Origin of the sequence: Marinobacter halodurans, assembly GCF_004327985.1 — a bacterium.
GTDB lineage: Bacteria > Pseudomonadota > Gammaproteobacteria > Pseudomonadales > Oleiphilaceae > Marinobacter_A > Marinobacter_A halodurans.
Genome location: NZ_SJDL01000014.1, coordinates 86,250 through 104,116, shown reverse-complemented (window position 1 = coordinate 104,116; position 17,867 = coordinate 86,250). Strand labels below are relative to the sequence as shown.

Here is a 17,867-nt window from a genome sequence, read left to right as displayed (position 1 = left end):
TGTCTAAAGAAAAATTTGAGCGTAGTAAACCGCACGTGAACGTGGGCACGATTGGCCACGTTGACCATGGCAAGACCACGCTGACCGCGGCGCTGACGCGCGTGTGTCACGAAGTGTGGGGTACCGGTACTGCGAGTGCTTTCGACCAGATCGATAACGCACCGGAAGAGAAGGCGCGTGGTATCACCATTGCGACCTCCCACGTTGAGTACGATTCCCCGACGCGTCACTACGCCCACGTTGACTGCCCGGGCCACGCTGACTACGTGAAGAACATGATCACGGGTGCGGCCCAGATGGACGGCGCGATCCTGGTGTGTTCCGCGGCTGACGGCCCGATGCCGCAGACTCGCGAGCACATCCTGCTGTCCCGTCAGGTTGGTGTTCCGTACATCGTCGTGTTCCTGAACAAGGCGGACATGGTCGATGACGAAGAGCTGCTGGAACTGGTTGAAATGGAAGTGCGTGACCTGCTGAGTCAGTACGACTTCCCGGGTGACGATACCCCGATCATCACCGGTTCTGCGCTGATGGCGCTGGAAGGCAAGGATGACAACGAGATGGGTACTACCGCTGTGAAGAAGCTGGTAGAAGCCCTGGACGAGTACATCCCCGAGCCGGAGCGTGCGATCGATCAGCCGTTCCTGATGCCGATCGAGGACGTCTTCTCTATCTCCGGTCGTGGTACGGTTGTTACCGGTCGTGTAGAGCGTGGCGTGATCAAGGTGGGTGACGAAGTGGAAATCGTGGGTATCCGCGACACCACCAAGACCACCTGTACCGGTGTTGAGATGTTCCGTAAGCTGCTGGACGAAGGTCGTGCCGGTGAGAACGTGGGTGTTCTGCTGCGTGGTACCAAGCGTGACGACGTTGAGCGTGGTCAGGTCCTGGCGGTGCCGGGTTCCATCACCCCGCACACCAAGTTCGAGTCCGAAGTTTACGTTCTGAGCAAGGAAGAGGGTGGTCGTCATACGCCGTTCTTCAAGGGTTACCGTCCGCAGTTCTACTTCCGTACCACGGACGTGACTGGTGCGTGTGAACTGCCGGAAGGTGTTGAGATGGTCATGCCGGGCGACAACGTCAAGCTGGTTACCACTCTGATTGCCCCGATTGCCATGGAAGAAGGTCTGCGCTTTGCGATTCGCGAAGGCGGCCGGACCGTTGGTGCGGGTGTTGTAGCCAAGATTATTGAATAAGCACCGGGCAAGTTTAGGTGCAGGCCAGTAGCTCAATTGGCAGAGCAGCGGTCTCCAAAACCGCAGGTTGGGGGTTCGATTCCCTCCTGGCCTGCCATTTTCAATCCTTGGGATACAAAAGCTGATTCCTATGGAGTCTAAAGCACAGCAAACAACTGGCCGCTTCGATGTGCTGAAGTGGCTGGTTGTTTTTGTCTTAATTGCCGCCGGTGTTGTTGGCAACCTTTATTTTGGGGCCGAGTCGCTCCTTTATCGCGTTCTGGGGTTGGTTGCCCTGGCGCTGGTTGCTGCCTTCGTCGCGCTGCAGACTGAGCGTGGTCGTCGGTTTGCGCTGCTTCTGAAAGAGGCGCGCGTCGAGATCCGCAAGGTCGTCTGGCCGACACGTCCTGAGCTGGTGCAGACCACATTTATCGTGGTGGCATTCGTTCTCGTGGTCGCGCTCCTTTTGTGGATTATGGACTCGCTGATCAGTTGGCTGGTCTCCGGGATCATTGGGTGACGGGAGAGAGCAATGGCTAAGCGCTGGTACGTCGTGCACGCTTATTCAGGCTTTGAGAAGCATGTGATGCGCACTCTCCGTGAGCGTGTTGCCCTGAATGGCCTGGAAGACAAGTTCGGCGAAATCCTGGTTCCGACCGAAGAAGTGGTCGAGATGCGGGATGGGAAGAAGCGGAAGAGCGAGCGGAAGTTCTATCCGGGGTACGTACTTGTCCAGATGGAAATGGATGACGAGACGTGGCATATGGTGAAAAATACGCCGCGTGTTCTCGGTTTCATTGGCGGCACCAAGGATAAGCCGGCTCCGATCACTGAGAAGGAAGCCGAAGCGATTCTGCGTCGCGTTGAAAGCGGCGTGGACAAGCCCAAGCCCAAGACTCTGTTTGAGCCGGGCGAGATCGTCCGGGTCATTGAAGGGCCGTTCGCAGACTTCAACGGTGTTGTTGAAGAGGTTGACTACGATAAAAGTCGTGTTAAAGTCGCCGTCCTCATTTTTGGTCGCTCGACACCGGTCGAGTTGGAGTTTGGTCAAGTCGAAAAAGACTAACTCGCAGAATTTAGCGGAAAGCTCGCGCACCTTTGTGACGCGGGCTTTTTGTGTCTGAGAAAGGGGAGCCGAAAGGCGTTTGAACCCATTGGGAGTAAATCATGGCAAAGAAAATTGAAGCGTACATCAAGCTTCAGGTTGCTGCCGGTCAGGCCAACCCGAGTCCCCCCGTCGGCCCCGCGTTGGGTCAGCACGGTGTCAATATCATGGAGTTCTGTAAGGCGTTCAACGCGCAGACCCAGGGTATGGAGCCGGGCCTGCCGACGCCGGTTGTTATCACTGTATACAGTGATCGCAGCTTCACCTTTATCACCAAGACTCCGCCGGCCTCCGTCCTTCTGAAGAAGGCGGCCGGTCTGAAGAGTGGCTCCAGTCGCCCGAATACCGACAAGGTCGGTACCGTGACCCGTGAGCAGCTCGAGGAAATTGCCAAGACCAAGGAGCCGGATCTGACGGCTGCCGACATGGACGCTGCGGTCCGCACCATTGCGGGTACTGCGCGTAGCATGGGTCTTAACGTGGAGGGCCTGTGATATGGCGAAGCTGAGCAAACGTCAAAAGCTGATTCGTGAGAAGGTGGAATCCACGCGCGCCTATTCCGTGGACGATGCCGTATCGCTGCTGGTCGAGCTGGGTGGTTCCGTCAAGTTCAAGGAATCCATCGATGTTTCTGTCAACCTGGGTGTTGACGCGCGTAAATCCGACCAGGTCGTGCGCAGCTCGACCGTCCTGCCGCACGGCACCGGCAAGTCCGTCCGTGTCGCAGTCTTTACCCAGGGTGCCAACGCCGAGAAGGCAGCGGCCGCTGGTGCAGACATTGTGGGTATGGATGACCTCGCGGAAGAGGTCAAGAAAGGCAATATGGACTTCGACGTGGTCATTGCGACGCCGGATGCCATGCGCGTTGTCGGCCAGTTGGGTCAGATCCTAGGGCCGCGCGGCCTGATGCCGAACCCGAAAGTCGGTACCGTAACGCCCGACGTCGAGACCGCGGTCAAGAACGCCAAGGCGGGCCAGGTGCGCTACCGTACCGACAAGAACGGCATTATCCACGCTCCGCTGGGTAACGTTGAATTCTCTGCAGCATCCATCAAGGAAAACCTTGAGGCGCTGTTGGCAGATCTTAAAAAGGCCAAGCCTTCATCGGCGAAGGGCGTTTACCTGAAGAAGGTAACACTGTCCTCCACCATGGGGCCGGGCCTGACTATCGACCAGAGCGCTCTGAATATCTGATCTCTGGTGGGTAGAAACTTTGTAGTCTAGGCGGAAGCCAAGGCTGTCAAAGACCGCAGGCCCCTGAATCATCTTCTGGTGAGGAAGGGTTAAAGCAACGCCTGCGCAGACGGTGTGAAGACGTTCTCTGAACCCAAACACCGTATGGCGCCCCGACGGCACCGAATTGAGATTTGTCGAGATTCGGTGCCTGCAAGGGCTGAGATGGGTTTGCTGACATCCGTCAGCGAAATCAAGGAGAAATCCAGTGGCAATTCGACTCGAAGACAAGAAGGCGATCGTCGCTGAAGTCAACGAGACTGCCAGTGGTGCTCTGTCTGTGGTCCTGGCTGACTACCGTGGTATCACCTCTGGTGACATGACGGCCCTGCGTGCCAAGGCTCGTGCCGAGCAGGTTCGCCTTAAGGTTGTGCGTAACAACCTGGCGAAGCGTGCTATCGAAGGTACCGAGTTCGAGTGCATCCGGGAAGTTCTGGTTGGCCCGACCATTCTGGCATTCTCGATGGAAGATCCCGGCGCAGCTGCGCGGCTGCTGAAGGATTTCGCCAAAGAGAAAGAGGTGTTCGAGATTAAAGGTTTGGCCGTCGGCGGTGAGCTGATGGGTGCAGACCAGATCGATCGCCTGGCCAAGCTGCCGACACGCCACGAAGCGCTGTCCATGCTGGCCGCCGTTACTCAGGCACCGATCACCAAACTTGCACGGACCCTCAACGAGTTCCCGTCGAAGGTTACCCGTGCTGTTGCGGCAGTTCGCGACCAGAAGCAAGACGCTGCTTGATTCTGTTGAATACGATTTTTTTAACATTGGGAGAAAGTCATGGCTCTGTCTAACGAAGACATTTTGAATGCAATCGCCGAAATGAGCGTAATGGATGTTGTTGCGCTGGTTGAAGCTATGGAAGAGAAATTCGGCGTTTCTGCCGCTGCTGCCGTTGCTGCTGCTCCGGCTGCCGCTGGTGGCGAAGCTGCCGCTGCTGAAGAGCAGACCGAATTTGACGTTGTTCTGACCGGTGCCGGTGAGAAGAAAGTCAACGTCATCAAGGCCGTTCGCGAACTGACCGGCCTGGGTCTGAAAGAAGCGAAGGAAATGGTCGACAGCGCTCCGTCCACCGTTAAGGAAGCTGCTTCCAAGGACGACGCTGAAGCAGCCAAGAATAAGCTTGAGGAAGCAGGCGCTTCAGTTGAGCTCAAGTAAGGGCTGGCTGTTGACCGCATACGTGCCTTAGGCATGAAAATGGCTGGTGGCAAGAGCCACCGGCCTTTTTCTGTTGTATATGCTATAACCTACAGCCCGAGTCTTGTTCAAGACGGCGCAGTTAGCCGAGCAATTCGGCCCCGAAGCAGGTAAATGGTTGCTTCTTGATACCAGGTATCAGGTCTAAAGCTGGGGAATGCAGATGACTTACTCCTACACTGAGAAAAAGCGGATCCGCAAAGATTTTAGTAAATTGCCTTCCGTGATGGATGTCCCCTATTTGCTGTCTATTCAGCTCGATTCTTACAGGGACTTCCTTCAAATGGAAGCGGCTGCGGATGCGCGCCAGGAAACTGGATTGCACGCCGCCTTCAAATCCGTATTCCCGATTGTCAGTTACTCGGGCAACGCGGCGCTCGAATACGTGAGCTACCGCATTGGCGAGCCGGTATTTGATGTCAAGGAATGTCAGCTGCGGGGCGTGACCTATGCTGCACCGCTGCGTGTCAAGGTTCGCCTTATTATTTACGACAAAGAGTCGTCCAATAAGGCAATCAAAGACATCAAGGAACAGGAAGTCTACATGGGCGAAATGCCCCTGATGACGGAGAACGGTACCTTCATCGTTAACGGTACCGAGCGGGTTATCGTATCCCAGCTGCACCGTTCACCGGGTGTCTTCTTCGATCACGACAAGGGCAAGACCCATTCCTCCGGCAAGCTGCTGTATTCGGCAAGGGTGATTCCTTACCGTGGCTCCTGGCTGGACTTCGAGTTCGATCCCAAGGACAGCGTGTTTGTCCGTATCGACCGTCGCCGTAAGCTGCCGGCCACGATTCTGCTGCGTGCACTGAACTTCACCTCCGAGCAGATGCTGGAAATGTTCTTCGACACCAGCAAGTTCCGCCTGGGCGAAGAGTCCTGCATGCTGGAGCTGGTGCCGAGCCGTCTGCGTGGTGATATCGCGACGTTCGACATCAAAGATCCGGACGGCAACATTATTGTCGAGGAAGGTCGCCGTGTGACCGCCCGCCATATCCGCCAACTTGAGAAAGCGGGTATCAGCGAACTGGAAGTACCGACCGAATATCTGTACGGCCGCGTCACCGCGCGTGACATGGTCGACGAATCCACCGGTGAGCTGATTCTGGAGTGCAACTCCGAGCTGACCGCGGAATCCGTAGAGAAGCTGCTCAAGGCCGGCATCAAGGAACTTGAGACGCTCTACACGAATGATCTGGACTGCGGTCCGTTCATGTCCGACACCCTGCGTAACGACCCGACCCGCAACCCGCTGGAAGCACTGGTCGAGATCTATCGCATGATGCGCCCGGGCGAACCGCCCACCAAGGAGTCGGCTGAGAACCTGTTCAATAACCTCTTCTTCTCGGAAGAGCGCTACGACCTGTCCGCAGTCGGTCGCATGAAGCTGAACCGTCGTCTGGGGCGCGAAGAGTCCACTGGCCCTGGCACCCTGACGAACGACGACATTATCGACGTCCTGAAGACCCTGATCGCCATCCGTAACGGCCAGGGCAATGTCGACGATATCGATAACCTGGGTAACCGTCGTATCCGTTCCGTCGGTGAGATGGCCGAGAACCAGTTCCGTGTCGGCCTTGTGCGGGTCGAGCGGGCCGTTCGCGAGCGTTTGAGCCTGGCCGAAAGCGAAGGTCTGATGCCACAGGACCTGATCAACGCCAAGCCGGTTGCGGCAGCCGTTAAAGAGTTCTTCGGTTCCAGCCAGCTGTCCCAGTTCATGGACCAGAACAACCCGTTGTCCGAGGTGACGCACAAGCGTCGTGTCTCGGCGTTGGGTCCCGGTGGTCTGACCCGCGAGCGTGCCGGCTTCGAAGTGCGTGACGTACACCCGACCCACTACGGCCGTGTGTGCCCGATCGAGACGCCGGAAGGCCCGAACATCGGCCTGATCAACTCGCTGGCCACCTACGCGCGCACCAACTCCTACGGTTTCCTGGAGTCCCCGTACCGCAAGGTTGTCGATGGCCTGGTCACCGACGAGATCCAGTACCTGTCGGCGATCGAGGAAAGCAACTACGTCATCGCACAGGCCAGCGCCGCGACCGATGAGAACGGCAAACTGGTTGACGAGCTGGTAACGGTGCGTCACCAGAACGAATTCACCGTGACGCCGCCGGAAAATGTCCGCTTTATGGACGTATCCCCGCGCCAGGTTGTGTCCGTTGCGGCATCGCTGATTCCGTTCCTGGAGCACGATGACGCGAACCGGGCCCTGATGGGTGCGAACATGCAGCGTCAGGCGGTTCCGACCCTGCGTGCCGAGAAGCCGCTGGTCGGTACCGGTATCGAGCGCATCGTGGCGCAGGACTCCGGTGTCTGTGTTACGGCGCGTCGCGGTGGTCTGGTGGAAAGCGTCGACGCGGCCCGTATCGTTATCCGTGTTAATGACGACGAGACCGAAGCCGGTGACGCCGGTGTGGATATCTACAACCTGACCAAGTACACGCGCTCCAACCAGAACACGTGTATCAACCAGCGCTCCATCGTCAAGCAGGGCGAAATGATTGCCCGGGGCGACGTCCTGGCCGATGGTCCGTCCGTCGATCTGGGCGAGCTGGCACTGGGGCAGAACATGCGTATCGCGTTCATGCCCTGGAATGGCTACAACTTCGAGGACTCCATCCTGGTTTCCGAGAAGGTGGTCCAGGATGACCGGTTCACCACCATCCACATCCAGGAACTGACCTGTGTGGCGCGCGACACCAAGCTGGGCAGCGAAGAGATCACTGCGGACATCCCGAATGTCGGTGAAAGTGCCCTGTCCAAGCTGGATGAATCCGGGATTGTCTATATCGGCGCCGAAGTCGGTGCGGGAGACATCCTGGTCGGCAAGGTGACGCCGAAAGGCGAAACCCAGCTGACGCCGGAGGAAAAGCTCCTGCGTGCCATCTTCGGTGAGAAGGCGTCTGACGTTAAGGACACCTCCTCGCGCGTGCCCACCGGCACCCGCGGTACGGTTATTGACGTGCAGGTCTTCACGCGCGACGGTATCGAGAAGGACCAGCGTGCACTGTCCATCGAGAAGGATCAGCTGGATCAGTTCCGCAAGGACCTGAAGGACGAATACCGTATCGTGGAAGGCGCGACCTACGAGCGTTTGACCAGTGCCCTGAAGGATCAGGAAGTCATCAGTGGTCCGGGCCTGAAGAAGGGCGCCAAGCTGGATGAGGCGTTCCTGGCCGAGCTTCCGAAGGACGACTGGTTCAAGCTGCGGATGAAGGACGAGGCCCTCAATGAGCTGCTCGAGAAGTCCGAGCAGGGTCTGGAGGATCGCCGCAAGGTGCACGAAGAGCGTTTCGAAGACAAGAAACGCAAACTGCAGCAGGGCGATGATCTGGCGCCGGGCGTTCTGAAGATCGTCAAGGTGTACCTGGCGATCAAGCGTCGGATCCAGCCGGGTGACAAGATGGCCGGCCGTCACGGTAACAAGGGTGTTATCTCCGCCGTTATGCCGGTGGAGGACATGCCGTACGACGAGCAGGGCAACCCGGTCGATGTGGTCCTGAACCCGCTGGGTGTTCCCTCGCGGATGAACGTCGGTCAGGTCCTGGAGACGCACCTGGGTGCGGCAGCCAAGGGGCTGGGCCACAAGATCAACGCCATGATCGAGCAGCAGAAGAAGGTTGCTGAGATCCGCGAACTGCTGGACGCGATCTACAACCACAGCGACAAGACCTTTGCGGTTCCGCTGGACTCTCTGTCTGACGACGAGATCATGGAGCTGGCGCGTAACCTGCGCGAAGGTGTTCCGATGGCGACCGCCGTCTTCGACGGTGCCAAGGAAGCCGAAGTGAAGCGGATGCTGGAGCTGGCCGATATGGACACCAGCGGCCAGGTCACGCTTTACGACGGCCGCACAGGCGATGAGTTCGATCGTCCGGTTACGGTGGGCTACATGTACATGCTCAAGTTGAACCACCTGATCGACGACAAGATGCACGCCCGTTCCACCGGTTCGTACAGCCTTGTCACCCAGCAGCCGCTGGGCGGTAAAGCGCAGTTCGGTGGTCAGCGCTTCGGTGAGATGGAAGTCTGGGCCCTCGAGGCCTACGGCGCAGCGTACACGCTGCAGGAAATGCTCACCGTCAAGTCTGACGACGTGAACGGTCGGACGAAGATGTACAAGAACATTGTCGATGGCGACCATCGCATGGAGCCGGGTATGCCCGAATCCTTCAACGTTCTTGTCAAGGAAATCCGCTCGCTGGGTATCGACATCGAGCTGGAATCCGACTGAGCCGAATTGTTTTTTGGCAGCGTGAGCGGGCACGGTGACGTGCCCGCCCGAGATTAACGCCATCCGGAGCTGTTACTGATGAAAGATTTGCTGAATCTTCTCAAGAGCCAGAACCAGAAGCAGGAATTTGACGCCATCCGTATTGGGTTGGCGTCGCCTGACATGATTCGCTCGTGGTCTTTCGGCGAGGTCAAGAAGCCGGAGACCATTAACTACCGTACGTTCAAGCCTGAGCGTGACGGTCTTTTCTGCGCCAAGATCTTCGGTCCGATCAAGGACTACGAATGTCTGTGTGGTAAGTACAAGCGCCTGAAGCACCGCGGCGTTATCTGTGAGAAGTGCGGTGTTGAAGTCGCGCTGGCCAACGTGCGCCGTGAGCGCATGGGGCATATCGAGCTGGCCAGCCCGGTTGCCCATATCTGGTTCCTCAAGTCGCTGCCGTCCCGTATCGGCCTGATGATGGATATGACGCTGCGCGACATCGAGCGCGTGCTGTACTTTGAGTCCTTTATCGTGATCGATCCGGGCATGACCACGCTGGAGCGCGGTCAACTGCTGAACGACGAGCAGTACTACGAAGCCCTGGAAGAGTTCGGTGACGAATTCGACGCCCGCATGGGTGCGGAAGCGGTCAAGGCCCTGCTGGAAGACATCGACCTGCAGGCGGAAGTGGACCAGTTGCGCGAAGAGATTCCGCAGACCAACTCCGAAACCAAGATCAAGAAGCTGAGCAAGCGTCTGAAGCTGCTCGAGGCCTTCCTGTACTCCGGTAACCGTCCGGGCGACATGATCATGACCGTTCTGCCGGTTCTGCCGCCGGATCTGCGTCCGCTGGTGCCGCTGGACGGCGGTCGTTTCGCGACGTCCGACCTGAACGATCTGTACCGTCGCGTGATCAACCGGAACAACCGTCTCAAGCGTCTGCTGGAGCTCAACGCACCGGACATCATCGTGCGTAACGAGAAGCGGATGCTGCAGGAAGCCGTCGATGCCCTGCTGGACAACGGTCGTCGTGGCCGTGCCATCACCGGCACCAACAAGCGCCCGCTGAAGTCCCTGGCCGATATGATCAAGGGTAAGCAGGGCCGTTTCCGTCAGAACCTGCTGGGTAAGCGGGTCGACTACTCCGGCCGTTCCGTGATCGTGGTGGGTCCGTACCTGCGCCTGCACCAGTGCGGTCTGCCGAAGAAGATGGGCCTGGAGCTGTTCAAGCCGTTTATCTTTGCCAAGCTCGAACACCGTGGACTGGCGACCACCATCAAGGCCGCCAAGAAAATGGTCGAGCGCGAGGAAGCCGTAGTCTGGGACATCCTGGACGAGGTCATCCGCGAGCACCCGATCCTGCTGAACCGGGCGCCGACCCTGCACCGTCTGGGCATCCAGGCGTTTGAGCCGGTCCTGATCGAAGGCAAGGCCATCCAGCTGCACCCGCTGGTGTGTGCCGCCTACAACGCCGACTTCGACGGCGACCAGATGGCGGTTCACGTGCCGCTGACCCTGGAAGCCCAGCTCGAAGCCCGTGCACTGATGATGTCCACGAACAACGTGCTGTCGCCGGCCAACGGCGAGCCGATCATCGTGCCGTCCCAGGACGTGGTGCTCGGCCTGTACTACATGACCCGTGAGCGCAAGACCGCTCTGGGCGAGGGGCGTACCTTCGCGGACACCAAGGAAGTGCATCGCGCCTACGGTGCCGGCAAGGTCGACCTGCAGGCCAAGATCAAGGTTCGGGTCAAGGAAGTGGTTCGCGACGAAGAGAGCGGTGAGCTGAACGAGAGCTACAGCATTGTCGACACCACTGTCGGCCGTGCGCTGCTGTTCGACATCGTGCCGGACGGCATGCCGTTCGAGATCGTCAACAAGCCAATGGTGAAAAAGGCGATCTCCAACCTGATCAACGTGTGCTACCGCACTGTGGGTCTGAAGGAGTCGGTTATCTTTGCCGACCAGTTGATGTACACCGGTTTCCACTATGCGACGGTTTCCGGCACATCGATTGGTGTGAACGACTTTGAAATTCCGCCCGAAAAATACGAAATGATCAGCGCGGCCGAAGACGAGGTTCTGGAGATCGAATCCCAGTATGCCTCCGGTCTGCTGACCCAGGGTGAGAAGTACAACAAGGTCATCGATATCTGGTCCCGTGCCAATGACAAGGTGTCCAAGGCCATGATGGAGCGCCTCTCCAAAGAGGAGGTGTTCGATGCCGAAGGCAATCAGGTCAAGGGTGAAGACGGCGAGCCGCTTTATCAGGAATCCTTCAACTCGGTCTACATGATGGCTGATTCCGGTGCGCGGGGTTCCGCTGCCCAGATCCGCCAGTTGGCTGGTATGCGGGGTCTGATGGCCAAGCCGGACGGCTCCATCATCGAAACGCCGATCACGGCGAACTTCCGTGAAGGTCTGAACGTACTGCAGTACTTCATCTCGACCCACGGTGCTCGTAAGGGTCTGGCGGATACCGCCCTGAAGACGGCGAACTCCGGTTACCTGACCCGTCGTCTGGTTGACGTCTCCCAGGACCTGGTGGTCACCGAGAACGACTGTGGCACCGACGAAGGTCTGCTGATGACGCCGCACATCGAAGGCGGTGACGTGGTCGTGCCGCTGGGCGACCGTGTACTGGGTCGTGTGACGGCACGTGACGTGTTCACGCCGACCGACAAGGAAAACGCGGTCGTTCCGGCCGGAACCCTGCTGGACGAGAAGACCATCGAGATGGTCGAGCGCGCCGGTGTCGATGAGATCTGGGTGCGTTCTGCAATCACCTGCGACACCAAGCACGGCGTCTGCTCGATGTGTTACGGCCGTGACCTGGCCCGTGGCCATCAGGTCAACGTGGGTGAAGCCGTCGGTGTTATTGCGGCCCAGTCCATCGGTGAGCCGGGTACCCAGCTGACCATGCGGACCTTCCACATCGGTGGTGCGGCGAGCCGGGCATCCGCTGTCGACAACATCCAGGTCAAGCACGGTGGCACGGTCCGGCTGCACAACCTGAAGTCGATCGAAAAGGCCGACGGTACGCTGGTGGTGGTATCCCGTTCTTCAGCTCTGGCCATTGCCGACGAGCAGGGGCGTGAGCGCGAGTGGTACAAGCTGCCCTACGGCGCGATGCTGTCCGTGAAGCAGGGGGATGTGGTTGAAGCCGGCGCCGTCGTCGCCAAGTGGGACCCGCACACTCACCCGATCATCGCGGAAGGCAACGGTACCGCCAAGTTCGTGGGTATGGACCAGGGCATCACCGTGCGGACCCAGACCGACGAAATGACCGGTCTGTCCACTGTGCAGGTGATCGACCCGAAAGAGCGTCCGGCTGCTGGTAAGGACATCCGTCCGATGATCCAGCTGGTGGACGACAAGGGCGAAGAGATCGTTCTCCCTGGCGGTAGTCCGGCGCAGTACTTCCTGCCGGCCAACGCGCTGGTCACCCTGAGCAATGGTGGCAAGGTCGAGATCGGTGACGTCGTGGCCCGTATCCCGCAGGAGAGTTCGAAGACCCGGGATATCACCGGTGGTCTGCCGCGGGTTGCCGACCTGTTTGAGGCGCGTCGTCCGAAAGAGCCGTCCATCCTGGCGGAAATCACCGGTACGGTGTCCTTTGGTAAGGAGACCAAGGGCAAGAAGCGTCTGGTGATCACACCGAAGGATGGCGATCCGTATGAAGTGCTGATTCCGAAGTACCGCCAGCTCAACGTGTTCGAAGGTGAAACGGTTGAGAAGGGTGAGGTCATCGCGGACGGTCCGTCCAACCCACACGATATCCTGCGCCTGCTGGGTGTTGTGGAACTGGCCAAGTACATCACCAATGAGATCCAGGACGTTTACCGCCTGCAGGGTGTTGTGATCAACGACAAGCACATCGAGGTGATCGTTCGCCAGATGCTGCGCAAGGTCGAAATCACGGATCCGGGCGATACCGGCTTTATTTCCGGCGACAACGTCGAGTACCACCAGGTGGTGGAAGCAAACGAGAAAATGGACGCCGAGGACAAAGAACCGGCCAAGTTCGAGCGTTTGCTGCTGGGTATCACCAAGGCCTCGCTGGCAACCGACTCCTTCATCTCTGCGGCGTCCTTCCAGGAAACGACGCGCGTACTGACCGAAGGTGCGGTGACCGGCAAGCGGGATTACCTGCGTGGCCTGAAAGAAAACGTTGTTGTGGGTCGCCTGATTCCGGCTGGTACCGGACTGGCCTACCACAATGAACGCCGCCGTAAGCGCGACACTGCCGAAAGCCAGGGTGTAACGGCTGAAGACGTGGTGGAAGCGCTGAGCGCGGAGCTCAATCGCTAGTTCCGGAAACTACGGACTGGTGGTTGGTCAAAAAGGAAGCAGTCTTCTTGACTGACCAGGGACGCAGGCTTAAACTTGCGTCCCTTAATTTTGCCCCTCGGGGCGATGTCAATGATCCAGTATTTTGGAGTTTGCTTACATGGCAACGATTAATCAGTTGGTACGTAAGCCTCGTAAACGCAAAGTGGCGAAAAGCGACGTGCCGGCGCTTCAGAGCTGCCCGCAGCGTCGGGGTGTATGTACTCGTGTATACACCACCACGCCGAAGAAGCCGAACTCAGCACTGCGTAAAGTGTGCCGTGTTCGCCTGACCAACGGTTACGAGGTGTCTTCCTACATTGGTGGTGAAGGCCACAACCTGCAGGAGCACAGTGTTGTGCTGATCCGCGGCGGTCGAGTCAAGGACTTGCCCGGTGTTCGCTATCACACTGTTCGCGGTACCCTGGATACCCAAGGTGTCCAGAACCGCAAGCAGGGCCGTTCCAAGTACGGTACTAAACGACCCAAGTCCTGATTTCCCTAAGCGGGTCTTTTATCGTTGCCAAACGACGATAAGAGTAAGGCTGAGTAGTCGACAGACTATCTCAGGGGTTCCTGAAGACCTTTTTTTACAGAGGGCTTATCGATGCCTAGAAGAAGAGTTGCAGCAAAGCGGGAAATCATCCCGGATCCTAAATTTGGCAGCCAGCGTCTGGCCAAATTCATCAACCACGTTATGGAAAGCGGCAAGAAGGCCGTAGCCGAGCGCATTGTTTACGGCGCGCTCGATATCGTGGCTGACAAGTCCAAGGAAGAGCCGATCGAGATGTTCGAGAAGGCTCTGGAGAACATCCAGCCGATGGTTGAGGTCAAGTCCCGTCGTGTTGGTGGTGCGACCTACCAGGTGCCGGTTGAAGTGCGTCCGTCCCGTCAGAACGCACTGGCTATGCGCTGGTTGGTTGAGTTCTCACGTAAGCGTGGTGAAAAGTCCATGGCCCAGCGTCTGGCCGGCGAAATTCTGGATGCTGCCGACAGCAAGGGTGCGGCAGTCAAGAAGCGCGAAGACGTTCATCGCATGGCCGAAGCCAACAAGGCTTTCTCTCACTTCCGTTTCTGATAAGCCGAGGTTTTTACTGTGGCACGCAAGACCCCAATTAAGCGCTATCGCAATATCGGGATTTGTGCGCACGTTGATGCGGGCAAAACCACGACCACCGAGCGCGTTCTGTTTTACACGGGTATCTCCCACAAGATCGGTGAGGTACACGACGGTGCGGCGACCATGGACTGGATGGAACAGGAGCAGGAGCGTGGTATCACCATCACCTCTGCTGCGACTACCTGTTTCTGGCGCGGTATGGATCAGCAGTACGACGAGCACCGTATCAACATCATCGATACCCCGGGACACGTTGACTTTACCATCGAGGTAGAGCGCTCCCTGCGGGTTCTGGATGGTGCCGTGGTTGTTTTCTGTGGCTCTTCCGGTGTTGAGCCCCAGTCCGAGACGGTTTGGCGTCAGGCCAACAAGTACGAAGTCCCGCGCATGGTCTTCGTGAACAAGATGGACCGTGCGGGTGCCAACTTCCTGCGCGTTGTCGACCAGATCAAGAACCGTCTGGGTGCGACGCCCGTGCCCATCCAGCTGCCGATCGGCGCGGAAGACGAGTTCGCCGGTGTTATCGACCTGATTCGTAACAAGGCCATCTACTGGAACGAAGACGACGCGGGTGCGACCTACGACCAGCGCGACGTGCCGGAAGACATGGCCGACGAAGTGGCGATGTACCGCGAGCAGATGGTTGAGGCCGCTGCCGAAGCCAACGAAGAGCTGATGGAGAAATACCTCGAAGAAGGTGAGCTGTCTATCGAGGACATCAAGAAAGGCCTTCGTCTGCGAACCATCGCCAACGAAATCGTTGTCGCGACCTGTGGTTCTGCCTTCAAGAACAAGGGCGTCCAGGCGGTTCTGGACTCCGTTATCGAATTCCTGCCGGCGCCGGATGAAGTCAAGGCGATTCGCGGTGAAGTCGATGACGAGGGTACAGAGGAGACTCGCCCGGTTGACGATAATGCGCCTTTCGCGGCGCTGGCATTCAAGATTGCCACCGACCCGTTCGTGGGCACGCTGACCTTCTTCCGGGTCTACTCCGGTAAGCTGGAATCCGGTCAGTCCGTCTACAACTCGGTCAAGCTCAAGAGAGAGCGCGTTGGTCGTATGGTGCAGATGCACTCCAAAGAGCGTCAGGAAATCAAAGAGGTTCTGGCGGGTGACATCGCAGCGGCCATCGGTCTGAAGAGTGTTACAACAGGGGACACCCTGTGTGACGAGAGCGCCAAGATCGTTCTTGAGCGTATGGAATTCCCGGAGCCGGTTATCTCCGTAGCGGTCGAGCCGAAGTCCAAGGCCGACCAGGAGAAGATGGGTGTGGCTCTCGGTAAGCTGGCCCAGGAAGATCCGTCTTTCCGCGTCCGCACCGATGAAGAGTCCGGCCAGACAATCATTTCCGGTATGGGTGAGCTTCACCTGGACATCATCGTCGACCGAATGCGTCGCGAGTTCAAGGTTGAAGCGAACATCGGTAAGCCTCAGGTGGCCTATCGTGAATGCATCCGCAAGGCTGTAGATGTCGAAGGTAAGTTCGTTCGTCAGTCCGGTGGTCGTGGTCAGTATGGTCACGTTCACGTGAAGTTCGAGCCGATCCCGCTGGACGACGAAGATGCAGAGAACTTCATCTTCGTAAACGAAATCGTGGGTGGTGTCGTTCCCAAGGAATACATCCCGGCGGTTTCCCAGGGCATCGAGGAGCAGATGCAGAACGGTATCATCGCTGGGTATCCGCTGCTGGGTATCAAGGCAACGCTGCATGATGGTTCCTACCACGATGTTGACTCGAACGAGATGGCGTTCAAGATTGCCGGCTCCATGGCGCTGAAAAAAGCGGCTGAGCAGGCAAGTCCGGCGCTGCTCGAGCCGATGATGAAGGTCGAAGTCGTTACCCCGGAAGACTACATGGGTGACGTTGTCGGTGACCTGAACCGTCGTCGTGGTCTCGTTCAGGGTATGGAGGATGGCCCGTCGGGCAAGATCATCCGTGCTGAGGTTCCGTTGTCGGAGATGTTCGGTTACGCCACCGATCTGCGTTCTGCAACGCAGGGTCGTGCGTCCTATGCGATGGAGTTTTCGCGTTATGCAGAAGCTCCCTCGAACATTGCCGAAGCGATCATTAAAAAGGGTTGATACCCGGACTTAAGAAACTGGAAGAGGTGTAACCGTGTCTAAAGAAAAATTTGAGCGTAGTAAACCGCACGTGAACGTGGGCACGATTGGCCACGTTGACCATGGCAAGACCACGCTGACCGCGGCGCTGACGCGCGTGTGTCACGAAGTGTGGGGTACCGGTACTGCGAGTGCTTTCGACCAGATCGATAACGCACCGGAAGAGAAGGCGCGTGGTATCACCATTGCGACCTCCCACGTTGAGTACGATTCCCCGACGCGTCACTACGCCCACGTTGACTGCCCGGGCCACGCTGACTACGTGAAGAACATGATCACGGGTGCGGCCCAGATGGACGGCGCGATCCTGGTGTGTTCCGCGGCTGACGGCCCGATGCCGCAGACTCGCGAGCACATCCTGCTGTCCCGTCAGGTTGGTGTTCCGTACATCGTCGTGTTCCTGAACAAGGCGGACATGGTCGATGACGAAGAGCTGCTGGAACTGGTTGAAATGGAAGTGCGTGACCTGCTGAGTCAGTACGACTTCCCGGGTGACGATACCCCGATCATCACCGGTTCTGCGCTGATGGCGCTGGAAGGCAAGGATGACAACGAGATGGGTACTACCGCTGTGAAGAAGCTGGTAGAAGCCCTGGACGAGTACATCCCCGAGCCGGAGCGTGCGATCGATCAGCCGTTCCTGATGCCGATCGAGGACGTCTTCTCTATCTCCGGTCGTGGTACGGTTGTTACCGGTCGTGTAGAGCGTGGCGTGATCAAGGTGGGTGACGAAGTGGAAATCGTGGGTATCCGCGACACCACCAAGACCACCTGTACCGGTGTTGAGATGTTCCGTAAGCTGCTGGACGAAGGTCGTGCCGGTGAGAACGTGGGTGTTCTGCTGCGTGGTACCAAGCGTGACGACGTTGAGCGTGGTCAGGTCCTGGCGGTGCCGGGTTCCATCACCCCGCACACCAAGTTCGAGTCCGAAGTTTACGTTCTGAGCAAGGAAGAGGGTGGTCGTCATACGCCGTTCTTCAAGGGTTACCGTCCGCAGTTCTACTTCCGTACCACGGACGTGACTGGTGCGTGTGAACTGCCGGAAGGTGTTGAGATGGTCATGCCGGGCGACAACGTCAAGCTGGTTACCACTCTGATTGCCCCGATTGCCATGGAAGAAGGTCTGCGCTTTGCGATTCGCGAAGGCGGCCGGACCGTTGGTGCGGGTGTTGTAGCCAAGATCATCGAGTAATCGATCGGTCTTTGGGAGAAGGGGCTGCCGTGTGCAGCCCCTTTTTCTATGAAGGTAGGTAATTGTCCGGCCGTAGAGGGACTTGTTGGCGCTCGCCTGCTTGACAGGGTTGTGCGTTCTGCATACAATGCGGCTCCTTTTTTTAAGGTCGGCTAACAGTAGCTGCTACGAGTGG

The 17,867-nt window shown here is 58.1% G+C and carries 13 protein-coding genes and 1 tRNA gene; all 14 read left to right on the top strand.

The window, feature by feature from the left end; genetic code table 11:
• Positions 1-1,196 (top strand): elongation factor Tu (gene tuf / locus EZI54_RS11010; protein WP_242674424.1); only part of this gene is annotated, 1,196 nt, incomplete at its 5' end.
• A 21-nt stretch (positions 1,197-1,217) separates the two neighbouring features.
• Positions 1,218-1,293 (top strand) — tRNA-Trp (locus tag EZI54_RS11005).
• A 33-nt stretch (positions 1,294-1,326) separates the two neighbouring features.
• A complete protein-coding gene (gene secE / locus EZI54_RS11000; protein WP_131481908.1) occupies positions 1,327-1,695 on the top strand; it encodes a preprotein translocase subunit SecE in 369 nt (122 codons plus the stop codon).
• Between the two features lie 12 nt (positions 1,696-1,707).
• Complete coding sequence (gene nusG / locus EZI54_RS10995; protein WP_131481906.1) at positions 1,708-2,241, top strand: transcription termination/antitermination protein NusG; 534 nt, start codon at positions 1,708-1,710, stop codon at positions 2,239-2,241.
• 101 nt (positions 2,242-2,342) lie between these two features.
• Complete coding sequence (gene rplK / locus EZI54_RS10990) at positions 2,343-2,774, top strand: 50S ribosomal protein L11 (RefSeq protein ID WP_131481904.1); 432 nt, start codon at positions 2,343-2,345, stop codon at positions 2,772-2,774.
• Between the two features lies 1 nt (position 2,775).
• Positions 2,776-3,474: a 50S ribosomal protein L1 gene (gene rplA / locus EZI54_RS10985; RefSeq protein WP_131481902.1), complete on the top strand. Its 699-nt coding sequence runs from the start codon at positions 2,776-2,778 to the stop codon at positions 3,472-3,474.
• A 247-nt stretch (positions 3,475-3,721) separates the two neighbouring features.
• Positions 3,722-4,252, top strand: a complete 531-nt coding sequence (rplJ, locus tag EZI54_RS10980) for a 50S ribosomal protein L10 (protein ID WP_131481900.1) — start codon at positions 3,722-3,724, stop codon at positions 4,250-4,252.
• A gap of 39 nt (positions 4,253-4,291) precedes the next feature.
• On the top strand, positions 4,292-4,669 hold the full coding sequence (gene rplL, locus EZI54_RS10975) for a 50S ribosomal protein L7/L12 (RefSeq protein WP_131481898.1): 378 nt from the start codon (positions 4,292-4,294) through the stop codon (positions 4,667-4,669).
• Positions 4,670-4,871: 202 nt separating this feature from the next.
• Positions 4,872-8,948 (top strand): DNA-directed RNA polymerase subunit beta, encoded by a 4,077-nt coding sequence (rpoB, locus tag EZI54_RS10970; RefSeq protein WP_131481896.1) that lies wholly within the window; start codon positions 4,872-4,874, stop codon positions 8,946-8,948.
• Positions 8,949-9,026: 78 nt separating this feature from the next.
• A complete protein-coding gene (gene rpoC, locus EZI54_RS10965) occupies positions 9,027-13,241 on the top strand; it encodes a DNA-directed RNA polymerase subunit beta' (RefSeq protein ID WP_131481894.1) in 4,215 nt (1,404 codons plus the stop codon).
• Between the two features lie 139 nt (positions 13,242-13,380).
• Positions 13,381-13,755, top strand: coding sequence for a 30S ribosomal protein S12 (gene rpsL, locus EZI54_RS10960; protein WP_004580739.1), 375 nt, complete (start codon positions 13,381-13,383; stop codon positions 13,753-13,755).
• Between the two features lie 111 nt (positions 13,756-13,866).
• Entirely contained in the window at positions 13,867-14,337 is a 471-nt protein-coding gene (gene rpsG / locus EZI54_RS10955) for a 30S ribosomal protein S7 (RefSeq protein ID WP_111498316.1), read from the top strand.
• A gap of 18 nt (positions 14,338-14,355) precedes the next feature.
• On the top strand, positions 14,356-16,461 hold the full coding sequence (gene fusA / locus EZI54_RS10950; RefSeq protein WP_131481892.1) for an elongation factor G: 2,106 nt from the start codon (positions 14,356-14,358) through the stop codon (positions 16,459-16,461).
• 34 nt (positions 16,462-16,495) lie between these two features.
• Positions 16,496-17,692: an elongation factor Tu gene (tuf, locus tag EZI54_RS10945; protein ID WP_131481890.1), complete on the top strand. Its 1,197-nt coding sequence runs from the start codon at positions 16,496-16,498 to the stop codon at positions 17,690-17,692.
• Positions 17,693-17,867: the final 175 nt, after the last annotated feature.